We start from the raw sequence: 18139 nt of genomic DNA, 5'->3' as shown, positions 1-18139 counted from the left end.
AAGATTTTGCATAAGCTTTAATTGGCCGAAGGTACTCCCCGGCCTCTTGGAGTGCCCTCAATGCTCGCCCCTGTCACATCCCCCATCTCAATGTCCCGGCCTCCAATGGCATCCCGATTCTCGCTTGCTGCCAGGCTGTACTCGACGTTTGCGCTGATTGCGGCGCTGACCGCGGCCGTCACCGTCCTGTCCGACTACAATGCGCGGCGCAATGCCGAGCTGACCGAGGCCGTCGACCTCGCAAGCCGTGCCGCGCAGAATGTCGAGCGGGTCAATTCACTGGTCTATGCCGTGGTGATGGAATCGCGCGGCATCTACATGTCGACCGAACCGGCGGCGGTGAAGAAATACGGCGACGGGCTCTTGGCGTTCAACGAGCGCATCCTCGGCGTGGTCAAGAACTGGGAAAGCCTGGTGCAGGCCGATGACGCCGCGCAGTTCGCGGTGTTCAAGAAGCGCATCGAGCAGTTCGTCGAGTTCCGCAAGGAGCTGGTTCGCCGCGGCGTCGAGATCGGCGCCGCAGCCGGGCGCGAGTGGGGCGACAACGACGCCAACCGCGACGTGCGCTCCGCGCTGAACAAGGATCTCGAGGCGCTCTCCAAGATCTATGCCGAGCGCAGCAAGAAGCTCGCGCAGCAGACCGGCGCCAACCGTGTGATGGCGCTGTTGCTGACCGGACTCGGTGCGGCCGCCCTGATCGTGGTGGTGCTCGGCGTGCTGATCATTGCCCGCTCGGTAGCGCGGCCGCTGTCGCAGATTACCACGACCATCAAGCGCGTCGCCGAGGGTGCCGACCATGTCGAAGTGCCGCATGTCGAGCGCGGCGACGAGATCGGCGCACTGGCGCGCGCCATCAAGGTCTTCCAGGAGGCGATGGATCGCAATCGCAGCCTGAACGCGCAGGTCCTGCAGGATTCCGAGGCCCGGGACGCGCGCGGCCGGCATATCGAGAGCTTCGTTGAGGCATTCCGCGGCACCATCGGTGAGGTGCTCCGCGCGGTGCACGACAATGCTGCGACGATGCGGCAAACCGCGCAGACCATCGCGACCGTCGCGACGGACGCCAGCGGCCGCGCGGTTGCGGCGGCAGGCGCGACCGAACAGGCATCCAGCAACGTCTCGGCAGTGGCGGGCGCCGCCGAAGAACTCTCCGCCTCGGTCGAGGAGATCGGCCGCCAGGTCAAGCAGTCCTCCGGCGCGGTCGACCAGGCCGGTGCGCGCACCGACCGCTCGATCACCGAGATCGAGGGACTTGCCGCCACCACCCAGCGCATCGACGGCGTGCTCAGCCTGATCCAGGCGATCGCCGAGCAGACCAATCTGCTCGCGCTGAACGCCACCATCGAAGCCGCCCGCGCCGGCGATGCCGGCCGCGGCTTTGCCGTCGTCGCGCACGAGGTCAAGGCGCTGGCCGGGCAGACCGCCAAGGCAACCGCCGAGATCAGCGAGAATGTCGGCCTGATCCAGGCCTCGACCCGCAACTCGGTGGCCGCCGTGCGCGAGATCGGCCAAGCCGTGCGCGAGATCAGCAACGTCACCTCAAATATCGCCAGCGCGATCGGCCAGCAGGACGCCGCCACCCGCGAGATTTCGGCCAACGCGCAGATGGCGGCCCAGGGCAATGAAACCCTGGTGACGAACGTCGGCTCGCTGCGCGACGACATGGACCAGACCAGCAAGGCGGCAGAATCGGTGCTCGCGGCATCGAACGATCTGACCGCAACCGCAGAGACGCTGTCGCGCGAGGTCGAGCAGTTCTTCCGCAACCTGCGCACCGACGCCACCGACGGCCTGCGGCGCACCGGGACCTGAACCGGTCATGCGCTGCGCCGGGGCGCCACGCAAGTCCCGGCCAGCCATGGTTAAGACTCTCCCAACCCACCGACGCAAATTGCCTTCGCTTCAGGTCGCATTTCTCAATTTGATGCCGCCATAGAAGGCATCAGAGCGCGGCGGCGCAGGGAAGTGGAAGCGAGCGATGAACGGGCTTTTGCCAAAGCCGAGAGCGGTCCCGACCAAACGGCTGCTTGCGCTCGGGATCGGCCTCGTTCTGTGCTTTTCGGCAATCTGCGCCTCCATTCTCTGGGCAATGGCGGACAAGGACTATCGGCATGCGAAGGAAGCCGCGACCAACCTCGTCGCCTCCATCGCCAGCGAGATCGACCGCAACATCGAGCTCTATGACCTCTCGCTGCAGGCCGTCGCCGACGGCGTCAAGCTGCCGGAGCTCGCCAGGATCAGCCCGGAGCTTCGCCAGGTCCTGCTGTTCGACCGTGCCGCCACCGCCAAGGACCTCGGCTCGATCCTGGTGCTGAATGCGGCGGGAGACGTCACGCTCGATTCCCGGACGTTGACGCCGCAGAGCGCAAACTTCGCCGATCGAGACTTCTTCCGGGTGCATCGGACGCGCGCGGACAGCGGACTGTTCATCAGTACTCCCTGGGTCACGTCGGACGGCGAGTATCTGATCAGCCTGAGCCGCCGCATCAGCAATGACGACGGGTCCTTCGCCGGCGTGGTCGCCGGCAGCATGCGGCTCAGCTATTTCCACAATCTGTTTCGCAAGCTGAACTTCGGCTTCGGCGACAGCATGGCACTGTTCAACACCGATGGCGTCATGCTGATGCGCGCACCGTTCGACATCGGCAAGATCGGGCAAAGCATCAGGGACTCCCTGGTCTTCAAGCAGTATCCGGCACGGCAATCCGGCTCCTACATGACGAAATCGATTGTCGATCATGTCAGCCGGCTCTATGTTTTTCAGGCGGTCGGACACCATCCGCTGCTCATCACCGAAGGTCTCGCGCTCGACGGCATCTATGCCGACTGGTGGCAACAGCTCTGGCTGATCGGCAGTGTGGTGGCAGCGCTGTGCGGCGTCTCGATCGTCCTGATGTTCTACCTGCTGGCCGCGCTCAAACGGCGGGCCGCCGCGGAAGACCGGCTCGCGCACCTCGCGAGCACGGATGCGCTGACCGGCCTTGCGAACCGCCGCCGCCTCGACGATACCCTTGACGTCGAATGGCGTCGCGGCATGCGCGCAAAGTCGCCGGTCTCGCTTCTGATGATCGACGTCGATCATTTCAAGACCTTCAACGACAGCTACGGGCATCAGGCCGGCGACGCCGTGCTCGCCACCGTGGGACGGTGCATCGCAGAGAGCGCCAAGCGCACGACTGATCTCGGCGCGCGCTATGGCGGCGAGGAGTTCTCGGTGCTGCTGCCCGGCATCGGCAAGGCGGGGGCAATGGAAGTTGCCGAACGGATTCGCGCCAAGCTGACGGCCGCGCGCGAGTCCGAGCCTACGTTGCCGACCGTCAGCATCGGATTGTCTTGCCTCGTCCCCGACCACGAGCGCACGTCGCGCGAGCTGCTCAAGGCGGCGGACCTTGCGCTTTATCAAGCCAAGCGTGAAGGCCGCGACCGCGTCGTCGTCAGCCCGATCGGCTGGGACAAATCGGGTAAGCGGCACGTCGCCTGATCAAGATCGCGGTGCCGCGGATGCGTTCGCCCGCCTCGCTCACTCCACCGGCAGCACGTCGACGGCGACGGCAAGCTTCTGCTTGCGCGCGCCGACGATGACGCCGTCGACCGGCGAGACGTCGGCGAAGTCGCGGCCGATGCCGAGAATGATGTGGTCGTTGGCCACCATGAGATCGTTGGTCGGATCGAACCCGACCCAGCCGAGCTCCCTGCCGCACCAGACCGACACCCAGGCATGGGTTGCGTCCGCGCCCTGCAGCCGCGGCTGGCCCGGCGGCGGAATGGTACGCAGATAGCCGCTGACATAGGCCGCGGGCAGGCCGAGCCCGCGCAGGCCCGCGATCATCACATGGGCAAAGTCCTGGCAGACGCCGTGGCGCTTCTCGAACACGTCGCGCAGCGGCGTCGAGATCACGGTCGCCTTGGGATCGTATTTGAAATCACTGCGGATGCGGCGCATCAGGCCGGCCGCGCCGGCGAGGATGCCGCCGCCGGGCGCAAAGCTCGCGGAGGCATAGGCCGTCACCGGCCGCAGCACCGGCACCAGCGCGCTGGCAAAGACGTAGCCGACCGGCGAAGCCGCATCGAGGCTCAACGCCTCGAATGCATTGTCGCGCACGCTTTCCCAGGCCGGGCTCGCGGCGTCACGCGCCGGCGGCAGCCGCGCCACCGAGACCCGCGAGCGGGCGTCGATGCGAAGACTGCGATGCGCGGTCTCGATCAGGACGCTCTCGGTCAGCGTGCCGAAGAAGTCGCGCCGCGCCGTGCGTTCCGCAGGCTTCGGGCGGATCTCGACCGCATGCGAGATCAATTGTTGCCCGCCGCTGCTGACGGGCTCGAGCCGCAGCGCGCAGCGGGCGAAGCTGACCTGGGTCTCGTAGCTGTAGGTCGTGACGTGGCGGATGTCGTAGATCACGCCAGCCCCGTGAGCTTCTCCGGCCGGCTGGCATTTGGTCCGTGCGGGAAATAATGCAGCCCGACCGCGTCGGCGAGGTTGAGCAGGTCCTGCTCCAGCGCAAACAGCGTCTTGACGTCGAGACTGCCGGCTTCGGCCGTCGTCAGCATCGCCTCGACCGCGACCGCGAGCCGCTGCGGCCGCTCGATCAGGCCGTGCTCCTTCAGGCTCGGCAACGCGGCGATATGCTCGTTCAGCGCCGCGACCTGGAACGCGACCGAGCGCGGATTGTAGGGGTCGAGCACCGCGAGATCGCGCACCGGTGTCAGTAGCGGCTGCACCAGATAGCGCGAGCGATAGGTGATCTGGCAGTCGACCAGGGTGAGCAGGACGTCGAGGTCCTCGTCGCCGGCTTCGTCATAGGCGAACTGGCGGGCAAAGCGCGTGGTGTTGATGGCGCGCTCGGCGCGACGGCCCATCTCGAGGAAGCGCCAGCCGGCGGCGCGGTTCATGTTCTCCTGCGCGAGGCCGGCGAAACTCGCGAGTTCCTGCAAGGTCAGCTCGGCGGCGCTGATGACGCCGTCATCGTCATGGACTTCGATCGCGAGCCGATCGGCCATCTCGGTAATGACCTGCCAGGCGTCTGGCGACAGCCGTTCGCGCAGCGAGGTCGCGGTGCGCTGCGCCGAGCGCACCAGCGACAGCGCCGAGCCGAATTTCTCCTCGTTCTGCAGCGCTTCGAGCGCGACCTTGGCGGGATTGGCGCGCGCGGTCTGCGAGGCCGCGCCCCAGGCCACCAGCATGCGCTGGATGCGCTCGGCCGAATGCATCGCCGGGGAAGAGCCGTTCGAATTCGCGCGCGCCGGATCGCGCAGCGGCGTGCACAGCGCGCGGATCAAGCGAATGGTGGCCTCGGCGCGCTCGAGATAGCGGCCGAGCCAGAACAGATTGTCGGCGGCGCGGCTCGGCAGCACGCCGGCGATGCGGCGGATGCGGACCGTGTCGACCGCCGGCAGCAGGGTCGAGGTCGCGACCGCCTTGTCGGAGACCACCCAGACATCGGCGGACACCGCGCCATCACCCATCGACACCGCGCGCGCATCCGCCCGATCGGCAATCCGGCAGAAACCACCGGGCAACACCGTCCAGCCGTTCGGCGTCGCCGCCGCGAACACCCGCAGCACGAACGGTCGCGGCGCGATCCTGCCGTTTTCCCACACCGGCGTGGTCGACAGCCGCACCAGCTCCTGGCCGACATAGTCGATGCCGCGATGACTGATCGCATCCTTCAGGCGATCGCGGTCGGCCGCCGACAGTTCGCCCGGCAGCACCGGGCCATTGCCCGGAAAGTCCGGAACGCCGCGACCATACGCACCCTCGATCGCAAATTCGTCGAGCCGCGACAGCACCTCCTCGCGGGCGGATTTCTGGCCGCACCACCAGGTCGCGATATGCGGCATCATCAGATCTTCGGAGAGCAGGCGCCGGCAGAGATTGGGCAGGAAGCCGAGCAGCGCCCTCGCCTCCATCACGCCCGAGCCCGGCATGTTGGTGACCACGACGCCGCCCTTGCGCAGGACGTCGACGAGCCCGGGCACGCCGAGATAGGAGGATGCGTCGAGCTCGAGCGGATCGAGCATGTTGGAATCGACCCGGCGCAGCAGCACGTCGAGCCGCTTCAATCCGGCGACGGTGCGGATGTGGATGCGGTCGCCGGAGACCGCGAGATCGTCTCCTTCGACCAAGAGGAAGCCGAGATAGCGCGCGAGCGTGGCGTGCTCGAAATAGGTCTCGCTGAACGCGCCCGGCGTCAGCAGGCCGATCCTCGGCTCGTCGCGGTCGGCGCTGGCGCGCAGCGAATCGCGGAACGCTTCGAAGAACGGCGCGACGCGCTCGACATTCATCGACTTGTAGAGATTGGAAAAGGCGCGCGACAGCACCAGGCGGTTTTCCAGCGCATAACCCGCACCCGACGGCGCCTGCGTGCGATCGCCGAGCACCCACCAGCGGCCGTCAGGCCCGCGGCCGATATCGGCGGCATAGAGATGCAGATAGCGGCCGCCCGGCGGCTTGATGCCGCTGACCGCGCGTAGATACTCGCTGCTGCCGGCGATCGCCGCTGCGGGGATCGCACCATCGGTAACGAGGCGGCCCTCGCCGTAGAGATCCGCCAGCACCATTTCCAAGAGCTGCGCGCGCTGCGTGACACCGGCGGCGAGCTGCTGCCAGTCGGCGGCGTCGATGATCAGCGGCAGATGGCTGAGCGGCCAGATCCGGTCCGAAGTGTCGCCAGGCGCGCGATAGGTGACGCCGGCCTCGTGCAGATGACGGTCGGCGGAGCCGAAGCGGCGCTCGATGTCGGCCGGTGACAGCGCGGCAAAGGCGTCGAAGAAGCGGGCCCAGACCGGCCGCGGTGCGCCGTTCTCCGCAATATATTCGTCGGGAATGCCGGGCAGCCGGACATAATCGCGGGTCCACTGCGCCATCCGGCGCTGGCCGGGACGGGCCCTGCTCTCCTGACTGCTCCCGCCTTGGCCACCCGATCCGGTCATTCCACTTCCCCTGCAGCCAATTAGTGCAGGAGCGGCGTCCGCAAGTCGAGGGTCAACGGAAACTCAATTGTGCGTTCCTCCGGTGGCGTCTCGATCTTGCCGGGGGTGTGGCCGTGCTCCTGGAAGCGCGCCAACCGCCGCGCCTCGGCCTCGTAGGAATTGACCGGCTTGGTCTCGTAGTTGCGGCCGCCGGGATGGGCGACGTGATAGACGCAGCCGCCGAGCGAGCGGCCGTTCCAGGTGTCGATCAGGTCGAATGTCAGCGGCGCGTGCACCGGAATGGTCGGATGCAGGCCGGAAGCCGGCTGCCAGGCCTTGAAGCGGACGCCGGCGACCGCCTCACCGGCGCGGCCGGTTTCGGTCATCGGCATCCGCCTGCCATTGCAGGTGACGACATGGCGGCCCTCCACGAATCCGGTTGCCTTCACTTGCAGCCGCTCGACCGAGGAATCGACGTAGCGCACGGTGCCGCCCGACGTACCCTCCTCTCCCAGCACGTGCCAGGGCTCGAGCGCCTGGCGCAGTTCGAGGCTGACGCCGCCATGGTGGACTCGGCCGAAGGCGGGAAAGCGGAATTCGAGCTGGGCCTGATACCACTCCGGTTCGACGTCGTAGCCGGCCTGCTTGAGCTCGGCGAGCACGCCCAAAAAATCCTCCCAGAGGAAATGCGGCAGCATGAAACGGTCATGCAGCGCGGTGCCCCAGCGCACGAACCTGCCCTGCTGCGGCTCGCGCCACAGCTTTGCGATCAGCGCGCGGATCAGAAGCTGCTGCGCCAGCGACATGCGCGGATCGGGCGGCATTTCGAGCGCGCGGAATTCGACCAGGCCGAGCCGGCCGGTCGGACCATCGGGCGAATAGAGCTTGTCGATGCAGATTTCGGCGCGATGGGTGTTGCCGGTGATGTCGACCAGGATGTGCCGGAACAGCCGGTCGACCAGCCACAGCGGCGCGTCCATGCCCGCAGGCGGCACATGCGACAGCGCGATCTCCAGCTCATAGAGCCCGTCGTGCCGCGCCTCGTCGATGCGCGGTGCCTGGCTGGTCGGGCCGATGAACATGCCGGAGAACAGGTAGGATAGCGACGGATGCCGCTGCCAGTACAGCACGAGGCTCTTCAACAGATCGGGCCGGCGGCAGGAACGGCGAATCCTCCGGCTTGCTGCCGCCGACCACGATGTGGTTGCCGCCGCCGGTGCCGGTGTGGCGGCCGTCGATCAGGAAGCGGTTGGCGCCGAGCCGTGTCTTTGCTGAGTCCTCATAGAGGCCGAGGGTGATGTCGACGGCCTCGCGCCAGCTTTGCGCCGGCTGCACGTTGATCTCGATCACACCGGGATCCGGGGTCACCTTGATCACCTCGATCCGCGGATCGAACGGCGGCGCGTAGCCTTCGACGTGGACTTGCAGTTGCAGCTCTTCGGCGGCGGTCTCGATCGCGGCGATCAGGTCGAGATAATCCTCGGCCTTCTCGACCGGCGGCATGAAGGCGCAGAGCACACCGTCACGCACCTCGATCGACATCGCGGTGCGCACCGGCAGCGGCTCGGGAATTTCCTTCAGTCCTTGCCGCAGTTCGTCGGAGAGCGCATCGCGCGGCGCCATCGGATCGCGCTCGACGACGTAGGGATAGTCGTCAGGCGGGACATATTCGAGCGAGGAGATCGGAAGCCGCAGGCCCAGCGGGGAATCACCCGGCGACAGGAACAGATGGCTGCGCCGGATCTTCCAGCGCTCGCTGCGCCAACGCGCCGGCACGCGATCGCCAAGCGGCGACCAGCGCTGGATCGGCAGCACATAGCCTTTCGGCGTGGTCAGCCCCTCATCGAACACCCGCGCCATCCGCGCGCGCTCTTCCGGATCGGTCAGTCTGGAATTCGCAGGGGTCACATTGGCCGGCAGACCGGCTTCACGCTGCAGCCAGAAGGCGGGATCTTCATAGGCGGGCATGGCATAATCGGCACCGAGACCGAGCTTCGCGGCGGTGGTCTCAACAAAGCGCTTGGCTTCGGCGATCTCGGCCTTGCGCGTATTCTCGATGCCAGCGATCAGGTCGACATTCTTCCAGATCGGCTTGCCGTCCTTGCGCCAGTAGAGGCCGAACGCCCAGCGCGGCAAGCTCTCGCCGGGATACCATTTGCCCTGGCCGTAATGCAGCAGGCCGCCGGGCGCGAACCGCGTGCGCAGCTTGCGGATCAGTTCATCGGCGAGCGCGCGCTTGGTCGGGCCGACAGCCGCAACGTTCCACTCGGGCGATTCCAGATCATCGACCGAGACGAAGGTCGGCTCGCCGCCCATGGTGAGCCGCACGTCGTCCTTCGTCAGGTCGGCATCGACCTGCTCGCCGAGTTGGTCGAGCTGCGCCCAGGATTGATCCGAGAACGGCCTGGTGATGCGTGGCGCCTCGCGGATCCGCTTGACGCTCATCTCGAAGGCGAAATCGCTGTTGGCAGCGCCAAGCATGCCGGTCACCGGGGCGGCCGAACGATAATGCGGCGTGGCGCAGACCGGGATGTGGCCCTCGCCGGTCAGCATGCCGGAGGTGACGTCGAAACCGATCCAGCCCGCGCCCGGCAGATAGACTTCGGCCCAGGCGTGCAGATCTGTGAAATCGCTCTCGACCTCGCGCGGCCCCTCGAGCGGATCGATGTCGGGCCGCAACTGAATCAGATAGCCGGAGACGAAACGGGCAGCGAGCCCGAGGTGACGCAACGTCTGGACCAGCAGCCATGCCGAGTCGCGGCAGGAGCCGGAGTTTGCGGCCAGCGTCTCCTCCGGCGTCTGCACGCCGGTCTCCATGCGGACGATGTAGCTGATCTTCTTTTGCAGCTGCGCGTTCAGCTCGACCAGAAAGTTGACGGTGCTCTCGGCCTGGTGCGGAATCTCCTTCAGGTAAGCCGCGAGCAAGGGCCCGGGCTCGTCGGTCTCGAGATAGGGCGCGAGTTCGGTCCTGAGATCGCCTGGGTATTCGAACGGAAAGCTGTTGGCGTAGGGTTCGACAAAGAAGTCGAACGGATTGACCACGATCATCTCGGCGGTGAAGTCGACCTCGACTTTGAGTTCGGTCGCCTTCTCCGGAAACACGTAGCGCGCCAGCCAGTTGCCCTGCGGGTCCTGCTGCCAGTTCACGAAGTGGTTTGATGGCGTGACCTTGAGCGAATAGCTCAGGATCGGCGTGCGCGTATGCGGCGCGGGCCGGAGCCGAATGGTCTGGGGCCCGAGATCGATCGGCCGGTCGTATTTGTAGTGCGTGACGTGATGCAGTGCGACTGATATCGACACAGACCGAGGACTCCAGCGGCTTTTTTGAGCAGAACACTGGTTCCGGCCGACATCAAGCACTAACAACGGGCAGCGATTGCCCACGAATTATCCGTGCGTTGTCCCGGCCTCAGCAATTGGCGCGGCTGGTCGCCGTCACCGGCTAGCGGCCGATCGCGCCGGAGACCTGCGAAGCGAGCGACTGGGCGAGCATCTGATAGCCTTCGGGGGTCAAATGCACACCGTCGGGCTGATGGGGAAGTCCGTGCAGCATCCCGTTCGAGAGCATGATCACCTTGATACCACGGGCGCTGAGACGGTTTTGAATATCCGCCGTCCGGTCGGGGCTGCCCTTGCGCCGATCATTGCCGCCCGGCTGCAAGATAACCGCACTGGTGCCGTTCGGGACCGCCCGGTCCAGCCGCTGCAGCATCCCTTCCGTGGTGTCGCCATTGATGCCGGCGTTCACGACACGGACATTCAGTCCCTTCGCCCGCAAGATCGCTTCGAGCTGTGCGGGATAGGCCTGGTTGCGCGCCACGCCCTTGCCGTAGGTGTTGCTCGCGCCAAGCGCAACGATGGTTGCGGCATCAGCGGAGGCGACACCGAGGCTCAAAGCGGTGAGAAAAGCGAAGCACCCAATTATTCCGAACCGACGCGAGCGCATGGGTCCTCCGTCCAGTCCGTAGCTCGGATGGAGCGTAGCGTAATCCGGGAAGCTTCATTCGCCAACGTACTTCCTCGTCGTGCCGGCGAAGGCCGGGACCCACAACCACCGGCCGCGGTGACGCGGAAGATGTCTGCCTGCACCCCTAATCGATAGATCACGCCGTATGGGTCCCGGCTTTCGCCGGGACGACAGCGAAAGTGTGGCTTGGATTGCGCGCCTAAGCGCTACATCGTCGCGCCGAGCACCCACGGCGCGAACTCGGCGCCGCCGAAATCAAAACTCTCACTCTTGGTCGGTTGGCCCGAGGCGGTCTTGAGGATGAGGTCGAAGATGCGCTGGCCGCATTCCTGCACGCTCTCCTCGCCGTCGAGGATGGTGCCGCAATTGACGTCCATGTCGTCCTGCATCCGCTTGTACATCGGCGTGTTGGTGGCGAGCTTGATCGACGGCGCGGGCTTGCAGCCGAACACGCTGCCGCGGCCGGTGGTGAAGCAGACGAGGTTGGCGCCGCCGGCGACCTGCCCGGTCGCGGCGACCGGGTCGTAGCCGGGCGTGTCCATGAACACAAAACCCTTTTTGGTGACGGGCTCGGCGTAATGCAGGACGTCGACGAGATTGGTGCTGCCGGCCTTGGCCATCGCACCGAGCGACTTTTCCAGGATCGTCGTGAGACCGCCGGCCTTGTTGCCGGGGCTCGGATTGGCATTCATCTCGGCACCCTCACGCTGGGTGTATTCTTCCCACCAGCGCATCAGGCCGACCAGCTTCTCGCCGACCTCGCGGCTGACGGCGCGACGGGTCAACAGGTGCTCGGCGCCGTAGGTCTCCGGCGTCTCGGAGAGGATCACCGTGCCGCCGTGACGGACCAAGAGATCGCTCGCCGCGCCTAGCGCCGGATTGGCCGACACGCCCGAATAACCGTCCGAGCCGCCGCATTGCAGCGCCACGGTGAGCTCGCTCGCCGGCACCGCCTCGCGCTTGACCTTGTTGGCGTCGGCGAGCGCTTCCTTCACGAAGGCAACGCCGGCCTCCACGGTCTTGCGCGTGCCGCCGACCTCCTGGATGTCCATCGCGCGCAGGCGGCCGGCGAGCTTCTGTTCCTGCATCAGGCCGCCGATCTGGTTCACCTCGCAGCCGAGGCCGAGTACGATGACGTTGGAAAAATTGACGTGCCGCGCATAGCCGCCAAGCGTACGGCGAAGCAGCGCCAGCGGCTCGTCCTGGGTCATGCCGCAGCCGGTCTTGTGGGTCAGCGCGACGACGCCGTCGACATTCGGGAAATCGGCCAGCGGGTTGTCGCCTGTGAACGGGTTCTTCTTGAACATGTCGGCAACGATGCCGGCGACATGGGCGCTGCAATTTACCGAGGTGAGGATGCCGATATAGTTTCGCGTCGCGACGCGGCCGTCGGCGCGGCGGATGCCTTCAAACGTGGCAGGCAGATCGAAGTTCGGCACCGGCTTGACGTCGACGCCGTAGGCATAGTCCTTGGCGAAATCACCCATGCCGCAGTTCTGGGTGTGCACATGCTGGCCGGGCGCGATCGCCTGCGTCGCAAAGCCGATGATCTGGCCATAGCGCCGGATCGGCTCGCCTTGCGCGATCGGCCTGATCGCGACCTTGTGGCCGGCCGGAATGCGATCGACCGTGGTGACGCCCTCGGTCACCTCGAGCCCCGGTGGCAGGCTCGCGCGCGCGATCAGGACGCTGTCGTCGGCGTGCAGGCGGATCACTTGTGCCGAGGCCATGGGGGTTCTCCTTTGGGGCGAATAGCGAATGGCGAGCAGCGAATGGAATTGGGAGCAGCGCTATTCGCTACTCCCAATTCGCCATTCGCGAAGGCGATTACGCCTTGCCGCCGGACTTCTCGCGGGTCGCGTTGACCTGCATCTTGGCGTAGACCTGCATCAGGCCGACCTCGTTCGACAGGGTCACGAGCTTGAAGCCCATGTTGATCGCGCGCACCGCGCCTTCGGCGCCGGAGCAGTGGATGCCCGGGTTGAGGCCGCGCTTGCCGCACTCCTTGATGATCTTCTCGTAGATCTTGAGGATCTCCGGCTCGTCGCGATCGAGCTTCGGCACCAGGCCATAGGAGAAGCCGAGGTCGGACGGGCCGATATAGACGCCGTCGATGCCTTCGACATCGAGGATCGCTTCCATGTTCTCGACCGCGGTCTTGGTCTCCATCATCGGCAGCAGCACGATCTCGTCGTTGGCAGTCTGCTGATAGGTGCCGGCCGAGCCGTACATGCCGGCGCGGATCGGGCCGTTGGAGCGCACGCCCTTCGGCGGATATTTTGCGTAGGAGACGAGGTTCTTGGCTTCCTGCGGCGTATTGACCATCGGGCAGATCACGCCATAGGCGCCGCCGTCCAGCACCTTGCCGATGATGCCCGGCTCATTCCAGGGCACGCGGACCATCGGCGTCACCGGATGGGCGTGCATCGACTGGAAGCATTGCACCATCGACTGATAGTCCTGCACGCCATGCTGCATGTCGACGGTGACGCTGTCGAAGCCGCATTGCGCGATCACTTCGGCCGAAAACCCGGAGGGGATCGCGAGCCACGCGTTCACCACTGCTTTGCCCGATGCCCAGACCTGCTTGACCTTGTTTGCCATTGATCACGTTTCCTTTTGTGGTTCTTGCGTGTTTCTTGCGTGCTTCTTGGAGGGCAGACCTCAGCTGGTCGCCCGCTGGATCGAGACTTCGCTGACGCCGACTTCGCGCGCGGTATTCACTATCGCCGCCCAAGTGTCGTCAGGCAAGGGGATGCCGTTCTTGGTGCGGTCGGCACGGGTTTTCCGCTCCGGATCGCCTGGAACCAGCACGGAATCCGTGCCCGCGATCGGCTTGGTGGCGCGAATGAAGTCAGTGTAGCGGGTGATTTCGCCGTCGAAGAAATTGCTGGTGTCGATCACCTTGGGATCGATGTAGAACGCCATCATGCCATTGGCGAAGCGCCGGTCCGACGATGTCGCGCCGGTGCCGGTCAGTGCGCCGCCGAGCAACTCGCAGATGAAGGCGAGGCCCGAACCCTTGTGATCGCCGAAGGCGCGGATCGCACCGGTACCCTTGGTGTGGTCGCGCGGGCCGTCGGGCGTGTACGGGCCGTACAGCACATGCGGATCCTCGCTCAGCGTGCCGTCGGCGTCGACCAGCGCGCCGTGCGGCAGCTTCTTGCCGCCGCGGCTTGCGACCAGGCACTTGCCCTCGGCGACAACCGAGGTGGCGAAATCGAGCACGATCGGGTCCTGGCCCTGACGCGGAATTCCGACGCAATAGGGCGCGGTCGACAGCCGCTTCTCGACGCCGCCATAGGGCGCGACAAGCAGCGAACCCGCCGCGGTCACGAAATGAATTGAAACGAGGCCTTCGGCAGCGGCCATTTCGGCCCAGTCGCCAACGCGGCCGAGATGACCGGAGTTGCGCAACGCGACCGCGGCGAGCCCGGCCTTCTTGCACTTCTCGATGCCGAGCTTGACCGCGATCGGCGTGACGGTCTGGCCATAGCCGAACTTGCCGTCGACCACCGCGAGCGACGGCGTGTCGACCACGACCTCGGGAGTCTGGTTCGGCACGATCGAACCCATCTTCTTCCACCTGACATAGACGGGCACGCGGATCACGCCATGGCTGTCATGGCCGGTAAGGTTCGCAGTCGTCAGGTAGGTCGCGATGCGCTTCGCCTCGTCCGGAGAGGACTCCGAATGGGAAAACACCTCGGACACGAAGTTGATGAGATTATCGACCTTGATGGTGACCATGAAATACTAGCTCGCTCGATAAGGCACGGTGCGTTGTCAGACGTGGGTTTTGGCGTGGCCGCCGAGATAGGCCGCGGCGATGGCTTCATTGCCCCACAATTCGTCGGGCTTGCCGCCCAGCACGATCCGCCCGGTCTCCAGGACGAAGCCGTGATCGGCGACCGAGAGTCCCATGCGCGCATTTTGCTCGACGAGCAAGACCGTGGTGTCCTTCCTGATCTGCGAAATGATGCGGAACACCGCCTGCACGATGACAGGCGCGAGACCGAGCGACGGCTCGTCGAGCAGCAAGAGCCGCGGCTTGGCCATCAGGCCGCGCGCCACCGCGACCATCTGCAACTGGCCGCCGGACAGCGTCCAGCCGAGCGCGTTGGAGAAGGTCCGGATGTCAGGGAACAAATCGAACATCGCGTCGGCCTCGCGCGAGATCTGCGACGCCGACGCCTTCCGGTTCGACGCGCCGAGCATGATGTTCTCTTTCACGGTGAGGCCGGGAAACACGCGGCGGCCTTCCGGCACATGCGAAATGCCGAGCCGGACGATCGCTTCCGGGCCGAGGCCCGCGATCGAATGACCGTCGAACAGGATGTCGCCTGAGGCGGGCTTGGCGAGGCCGCTTATCGCGCGCAGCGTGGTCGACTTGCCGGCACCGTTGGCGCCGAGCAGCGTGACCACCTGCCCCTGCTCCACGGCGATGGTGACGCCGCGCAGCGCCTCGATCTCGCCGTAGCGGACCACGAGATTGCGGATTTCGAGCAGCGGCATCATTCGCTCCCGAGATAGGCGGAGACGACGTCGGGATGGCGCAGCACGGCCATGGACTCGCCGTCCGCGATGCGGCGTCCGAAGTTCAGCACGGTGATGTGCTGGGCGGCTTCCGAGACCAGCGTCATGTCGTGATCGATGATCAGGATGGTGAGGCCCTGGGCCGCAATGCGCTTCAGCAGCTCATGCAGTTCGAGCTTTTCGGTCGAATTGAGGCCGGCGGCCGGCTCGTCGAGCAGCAGGAGCGTCGGGTTCGACGCCAGCGCCCGCGCGATCTCGATCAGGCGCTGATGGCCGTAGGAGAAGCTCGAGATCAGCTCGTTGGCGCGGTTGCCGAGGCCGACGAAGGTCAGCGCCTCCATTGCGCGTTCGGTCAGCGCGTCCTCGCCCTTCCCGATCATGGTGTTGCCGGGCCGCTCGGCGCCGATCTCGACGTTTTCGAGCGCGGTCATCGAGCGGAACAGGCGGATGTTCTGGAAGGTGCGGCCGAGACCCGCAGCGGTGCGCTGATGCGGCGCCATGTTGGTGATGTCGGTGCCGTCGAGCACGATCCTGCCTGACGTGGCCTTGTAGAGGCCGGACAGCACGTTCAAGGTCGTGGTCTTGCCGGAGCCGTTGGGCCCGATCAGCGCATGCACGCTGCCGCGCTTCACGGCAATGTCGACGCCATCGACCGCCTTGAGGCCGCCGAAATGCTTCGAGAGCCCGGTGACTTCGAGCACGGTGTCGCCGCCTGACGTTGCCGGCTTGAGCTGCAAGGCCGCCGCTGTCGGCGGCGCCTTGGTGTGCGCACGCCAGCGCGCGAACGCATCCGACACGAAGCCCCAGATGCCATCAGGCATGAAGCGGATGATCAGGATCACCGACAGGCCGTAGATCGCGAGGTAAAGGCCCGGCACGCTCTTCAGGAAGCGCAGCCATTCCGGGATCAGGATCAAGAGCCCGGTGCCAATCGCCGAGCCGATCGGCGAGGCCACGCCGCCGAGCAGCGACATGGTCAGGAATTGAATGGATTCCGCGAACGAGAACTGGTCCGGACTGACATAGGCGAAACCGCCGGCGAACAGGCCGCCCGCGAGGCCGCCGAGGACCGCACACACCGCAAAGGCGTAGACCTTGGTGCGGAACACGTCGATGCCGTTGACGCCGGCCGCAAGCTCGTTGTCGCGCACCGCGCGCATGGCGCGGCCGAGCTTGGTGTCAGGCAGGTGCCAGACCAGATAGCCTGTGATCGCGAGCATCGCGACGCAGAACGCGAGATAGCTCTGCGAGTTCTGGAACAGCTCGGGCCGGCGAATGTTGGCGACGCCGTCAGGCCCGTGGGTGAGCCAGATGGCGTTGATCATCACCAACGTCACGATCTGCTGGAACGAGATCGTCACCATCGCAAGGTAATGTCCGCCGAGCCGCAGCGTCGACATGCCGAGGAACGCGCCGGCAACCAGCGTGATCGCGCAGCCGCCAGCGAGGCAGAGCCAGAAGTTCAGGTGCAGGTCGGCGGTGCCGATGCCGACCGCATACGCGCCGAAGCCAAAGAACGCAGCCTGCGCCAGGTTGATCTGGCCGCACAGGCCGAGCACGACCGAGAGCCCGAACACCGCAATCGAGAAGGTCGTGGCCTGCAGCAGGATGTTGAGGATGTAGCCGTCGAACTGCATGCCGGCGGCGAGCGCCACCAGCACCGCGGCGCCGATGAAATACGGCAGATGCCGGATGATCAGCGGCTTCGAGCGCACGGCCGGCGCCGGAATCATGTTGTCGCTGGCGCTCATGCTTTCTCCGCGACACGTTCGCCGAAGATGCCCTGCGGCCGGAACACCAGGAAGGCGATCAGCACCAGGAAGGCAAAGCCGTCCTTGTACGGCACCGAGATATAGGCGGCGCCGAATGTCTCGATCACGCCGAGCGCGAGGCCGCCGACGATGGCGCCGGCGACGTCGCCGAAGCCGCCGATGATGGTTGCGGCAAACGCCTTCAGCGCGATGGTCGAGCCCATCTGGATCGACACGAACAGCACGGGCGCCACCAGGATGCCGGCGAGACCGCCGAGCACGGCCGAATAGATGAAGGTGATCATGATCATGGTCGAGACGGAAATGCCGAGCAGCGAGGCCATTTCCTTGTCCTGCGAGGTCGCCTGCAGCTTCTTGCCGAGCAGCGTCTTCTCGAAGAACCAGAAATTGAACAGCACCAGCAGGATCGTGACGCCGATGATCAACAGGTACTGGCTGTCGAGATAGACCGGGCCGAGCTGGATGCCGGGCGTATCGAACCAGCCTTGCAGCACCTGCGGCTGCGGACCGTAGATCGCGAGCACCGAGTTCGAGAGCAGGATCGAGGCGCCGATGGTGGCGATGATGACGGGAAGATAGGTGCGGTTGCGCAGCGGATAGTAGACGCCGAGATTGAAGATGACGCCGAACAGCGCCATGCCGGCGAGCGCGATCAGGAACGACAGCCAGTAGGGCCAGCCGAGATCGACCGAGAACACCACCATCAGATAGGCGGCGACCATCGAGAATTCGCCCTGCGCGAAGTTCACCACGTTGGTGGCGCGGAAGATCAGCACGAAACCGAGCGCGACCAGCGCGTAGACCGCGCCGATGCCGATTCCGGTGAAGAGCAGTTGAAGGATGAGATCCATGACGAGCGTTCGATTGAGGATGAAGCGAAGATCCCAGTGGCGGGCCGGGTCCGAATGGCTGTCGTATTCACAGAATCGCGTCGAAGGCCATGCGGGAGGTGGCT

General features: G+C 65.7%; 13 protein-coding genes. 2 read left to right on the top strand and 11 right to left on the bottom strand.

Features of this window, described 5'->3' with window-relative positions; all coding sequences use genetic code 11:
• The first annotated feature begins 105 nt into the window (after nucleotides 1-105).
• Nucleotides 106-1812: a methyl-accepting chemotaxis protein gene (locus ACVILL_RS26365; protein ID WP_456731705.1), complete on the top strand. Its 1707-nt coding sequence runs from the start codon at nucleotides 106-108 to the stop codon at nucleotides 1810-1812.
• Nucleotides 1813-1978: 166 nt separating this feature from the next.
• Complete coding sequence (locus ACVILL_RS26360) at nucleotides 1979-3481, top strand: sensor domain-containing diguanylate cyclase (protein WP_456731704.1); 1503 nt, start codon at nucleotides 1979-1981, stop codon at nucleotides 3479-3481.
• Between the two features lie 39 nt (nucleotides 3482-3520).
• Here the strand turns inward: ACVILL_RS26360 and ACVILL_RS26355 are convergent, their stop codons facing one another.
• The 11 genes from ACVILL_RS26355 to ACVILL_RS26305 form a co-directional block, all read right to left on the bottom strand.
• Nucleotides 3521-4399: a transglutaminase family protein gene (locus ACVILL_RS26355; protein ID WP_456731703.1), complete on the bottom strand. Its 879-nt coding sequence runs from the start codon at nucleotides 4397-4399 to the stop codon at nucleotides 3521-3523.
• Entirely contained in the window at nucleotides 4396-6930 is a 2535-nt protein-coding gene (locus ACVILL_RS26350; RefSeq protein WP_456731702.1) for a circularly permuted type 2 ATP-grasp protein, read from the bottom strand. Before ACVILL_RS26350 ends, ACVILL_RS26355 begins: the two co-directional genes overlap by 4 nt.
• A 20-nt stretch (nucleotides 6931-6950) precedes the next feature.
• Nucleotides 6951-8039, bottom strand: coding sequence for a transglutaminase family protein (locus ACVILL_RS26345; protein ID WP_456731701.1), 1089 nt, complete (start codon nucleotides 8037-8039; stop codon nucleotides 6951-6953).
• Nucleotides 7927-10209, bottom strand: coding sequence for a transglutaminase family protein (locus ACVILL_RS26340; RefSeq protein WP_456731700.1), 2283 nt, complete (start codon nucleotides 10207-10209; stop codon nucleotides 7927-7929). The genes ACVILL_RS26345 and ACVILL_RS26340 overlap by 113 nt, the downstream gene beginning before the upstream one ends.
• Nucleotides 10210-10351: 142 nt before the next feature.
• Nucleotides 10352-10855: a GDSL-type esterase/lipase family protein gene (locus ACVILL_RS26335; protein ID WP_456731699.1), complete on the bottom strand. Its 504-nt coding sequence runs from the start codon at nucleotides 10853-10855 to the stop codon at nucleotides 10352-10354.
• Between the two features lie 227 nt (nucleotides 10856-11082).
• Nucleotides 11083-12606: a UxaA family hydrolase gene (locus ACVILL_RS26330; RefSeq protein ID WP_456731698.1), complete on the bottom strand. Its 1524-nt coding sequence runs from the start codon at nucleotides 12604-12606 to the stop codon at nucleotides 11083-11085.
• Nucleotides 12607-12703: 97 nt separating this feature from the next.
• Nucleotides 12704-13480 carry an HpcH/HpaI aldolase family protein gene (locus tag ACVILL_RS26325; RefSeq protein ID WP_018270573.1) on the bottom strand — a complete coding sequence of 259 codons (777 nt, stop codon included), beginning with the start codon at nucleotides 13478-13480 and terminating at the stop codon, nucleotides 12704-12706.
• Nucleotides 13481-13540: 60 nt separating this feature from the next.
• Entirely contained in the window at nucleotides 13541-14626 is a 1086-nt protein-coding gene (locus ACVILL_RS26320) for a malate/lactate/ureidoglycolate dehydrogenase (protein ID WP_456731697.1), read from the bottom strand.
• Between the two features lie 36 nt (nucleotides 14627-14662).
• Entirely contained in the window at nucleotides 14663-15391 is a 729-nt protein-coding gene (locus tag ACVILL_RS26315) for an ABC transporter ATP-binding protein (protein WP_456731696.1), read from the bottom strand.
• A complete protein-coding gene (locus ACVILL_RS26310; RefSeq protein ID WP_456731695.1) occupies nucleotides 15391-17163 on the bottom strand; it encodes a branched-chain amino acid ABC transporter ATP-binding protein/permease in 1773 nt (590 codons plus the stop codon). Before ACVILL_RS26310 ends, ACVILL_RS26315 begins: the two co-directional genes overlap by 1 nt.
• Nucleotides 17160-18035, bottom strand: coding sequence for a branched-chain amino acid ABC transporter permease (locus ACVILL_RS26305; protein ID WP_456731694.1), 876 nt, complete (start codon nucleotides 18033-18035; stop codon nucleotides 17160-17162). The genes ACVILL_RS26310 and ACVILL_RS26305 overlap by 4 nt, the downstream gene beginning before the upstream one ends.
• Between the last annotated feature and the right edge of the window lie 104 nt (nucleotides 18036-18139).

The sequence above is a fragment of the Bradyrhizobium sp. USDA 3364 genome (assembly GCF_054056355.1).
Note: the sequence above shows the minus strand (reverse complement) of the source record. Positions and strands in the feature narration are given on the sequence as shown.

Bases quoted from the DNA above. Each gene is read 5' to 3' on its own strand.
- ACVILL_RS26365 (WP_456731705.1), top strand. From the start codon at position 106: ATGGCATCCCGATTCTCGCTTGCTGCCAGGCTGTACTCGACGTTTGCG.
- ACVILL_RS26360 (WP_456731704.1), top strand. From the start codon at position 1,979: ATGAACGGGCTTTTGCCAAAGCCGAGAGCGGTCCCGACCAAACGGCTG.
- ACVILL_RS26350 (WP_456731702.1), bottom strand. From the start codon at position 6,930: ATGACCGGATCGGGTGGCCAAGGCGGGAGCAGTCAGGAGAGCAGGGCC.
- ACVILL_RS26335 (WP_456731699.1), bottom strand. From the start codon at position 10,855: ATGCGCTCGCGTCGGTTCGGAATAATTGGGTGCTTCGCTTTTCTCACC.
- ACVILL_RS26330 (WP_456731698.1), bottom strand. From the start codon at position 12,606: ATGGCCTCGGCACAAGTGATCCGCCTGCACGCCGACGACAGCGTCCTG.
- ACVILL_RS26325 (WP_018270573.1), bottom strand. From the start codon at position 13,480: ATGGCAAACAAGGTCAAGCAGGTCTGGGCATCGGGCAAAGCAGTGGTG.
- ACVILL_RS26320 (WP_456731697.1), bottom strand. From the start codon at position 14,626: ATGGTCACCATCAAGGTCGATAATCTCATCAACTTCGTGTCCGAGGTG.
- ACVILL_RS26315 (WP_456731696.1), bottom strand. From the start codon at position 15,391: ATGCCGCTGCTCGAAATCCGCAATCTCGTGGTCCGCTACGGCGAGATC.
- ACVILL_RS26310 (WP_456731695.1), bottom strand. From the start codon at position 17,163: ATGAGCGCCAGCGACAACATGATTCCGGCGCCGGCCGTGCGCTCGAAG.
- ACVILL_RS26305 (WP_456731694.1), bottom strand. From the start codon at position 18,035: ATGGATCTCATCCTTCAACTGCTCTTCACCGGAATCGGCATCGGCGCG.